Annotated in this window: 1 protein-coding gene; it reads left to right on the top strand. The window is 44.2% G+C overall.

The window, feature by feature from the left end:
• A partial coding sequence (locus QUA00_RS36565) for an AMP-binding protein (RefSeq protein WP_333413473.1) occupies positions 1-2,311 on the top strand: 2,311 nt, incomplete at both ends.

The raw sequence follows: 2,311 nt of genomic DNA, 5'->3' as shown, positions 1-2,311 counted from the left end.
GACTCAATTGAGAGATTTCTGCAAGATTGCTCTAATTGGAACTTAACCATCCTGGCACTACCAACAGCTTATTGGCACGAACTCACAGCAATATTAAGCCAAAAAACTTTTGCCTTTCCCCCATCATTGCGCTTAATCAGTATAGGTGGAGAAAAAGCACTGCCGGAACGATTGAAAGCTTGGATTGAGTATGTGGGACAGCAAGTGCGTCTTATAAATGTTTATGGCCCAACAGAAACCACTATAGGAGCGACACTACGTGAGTTATCGCCAGCCGATGCCACATTAAGGGAGTTGCCAATAGGAAGACCGATTGCTAATGACTGTACCTACATCTTAGATCAGAACGGACAGCCTGTACCCATTGGCGTTCCGGGTGAGTTGCACATTGGTGGTGCTGGTTTGGCACGAGGATACCTCAACCGTCCTGAGTTGACCAATGAGCGATTTATTCCCAATCCCTTTAGTGACTGCTCCACCGTTCGCAAAGCGTGTGCGAAGCGCTCTCGCCTCTACAAAACTGGAGATCAGGTTCGTTACTTGAGCGATGGCAATATTGAATACCTTGGCAGAATAGATAACCAAGTAAAAATTCGCGGCTTCCGCATCGAACTCGGCGAGATTGAAGCAGCATTAGCCCAACATCCTGATGTTATAGAAGGGGTAGTTATTTGTCGAGAAGACAATCCTGGCGATAAGAAAATCGTAGGTTATATTACTTGTAACCTCATCCCAGATCGCATTCCTTATCACAGTGAATGTCAGCTAGAACTAGATAGTAATGCTATCAAATGCCATACAGAGGATATCTCCACAGGCAGCGTTGCTGTGGTAGGCGTACCAGCTATCAACCCAGATAAATCCTGCCACTTGCACTTACAACTACCTGGAGAGAAAGCTCCTCAGTGGCTTTCTGGAACAGTGGCTTGGTCTCATCCGCCAAAAGCTGGGGTTGGCTTTCATCTCACACCGAACGAACAGACTCAAGTTGAGCAGAGTATATCCTACCAGTTGGAATCTCAAGACTGGTGGAAAACTTTGCAGCGTACTATGACTCGCAACCTACGCGATTACTTGAAACAAAAACTGCCCAGCTATATGATACCGAGTGCTTTTGTGTTAATGAAAGCACTACCACTAACACCCAACGGTAAAATAGACCATCGCGCTCTACCTGCACCAGATAGTTTCCACACCGAGCAAGAAGACAAATTTGTTGCCCCTCGCACCCCGACTGAAGCCAAGCTAGCTGATATCTGGGCAGAAATTTTGAGATTAAAAAGAATCGGGATTAATGATAATTTCTTTGAACTGGGAGGACATTCACTTCAAGCTGTTTCATTGGTATCTAAGCTTTCAGCAGAAATGAACATTAAGGTTTCAGTCAAGCTTCTGTTTGAACATCCCACTATAGCTCAGTTAGCCGTAGCAATTGAGCAATTGCCCAGCCAAATACCATCTTTTAATGCAGAAGTACCTATAGCAAAAGTTGAGAAACCAGTGACACAATCTCTAGCAGCCACCACAGAAAAATCTCGATTTTTTCAACTAGAACAGCGCTCTTTACTCTCTTTGTTTGCTGTAGGAAAACTAGCACCTGTTGATTCAGCCGCTTTAGGTTATATTCCTCTTCCCCTAATGCAAGAAAGCAGTTTGAGTCGCCCTCAAATTCTTCTAAATTGGTTTGATAACCTGCCAATATGGGATGCTGTTATGGAGACTAAATGGGGTAGAATAGCAGGCTTAACTCTTCCTATATTTGAGGATGAACTATACAACGACCAACACAAACTCGTGCAGTTAGTTATTGAAGCGTTAGAAATGGCAGGACGACTCGGTGCTAAAACCGTTTCCTTAACAGGTTTAATTCCCTCGGCTACTGATTACGGTCGTGCCATTACCAAAGCTATTGAGGGGCGTAACGACTTACCGAAAATCACTACAGGACACGCTACAACCTGCTCTACTGTTGTTCTGACCATTAAGAAAATTTTAGAGGTTAGTCAGCGTTCTTTAGAACAAGAAAAAGTAGCTTTCATCGGTTTAGGTTCGATTGGAATTAATAGCCTGCGCCTAATGTTAAAATGCTTGCCGCATCCTAAGTCGATTATCCTGTGCGATATTTACAGTAAACAGGAATCCCTCCAAAATCTTCAACGCGAACTGAGCGATGATTTAGGATTTCGAGGTTCCGTCCAAATAGCAATCTCTTCGTCTTCATCTGAACTGCCATCGGAAATCTATGACGCTACCTTAATCATTGGGGCTACCAACGTCCCAGACATTCTCGACATCGATCGGCTGAAACCGG

Source organism: Microcoleus sp. T2B6 (genome assembly GCF_036700475.1).
In the GTDB taxonomy this organism is placed as follows: Bacteria; Cyanobacteriota; Cyanobacteriia; order Cyanobacteriales; family Microcoleaceae; genus Microcoleus.
Note: the sequence above shows the minus strand (reverse complement) of the source record. Positions and strands in the feature narration are given on the sequence as shown.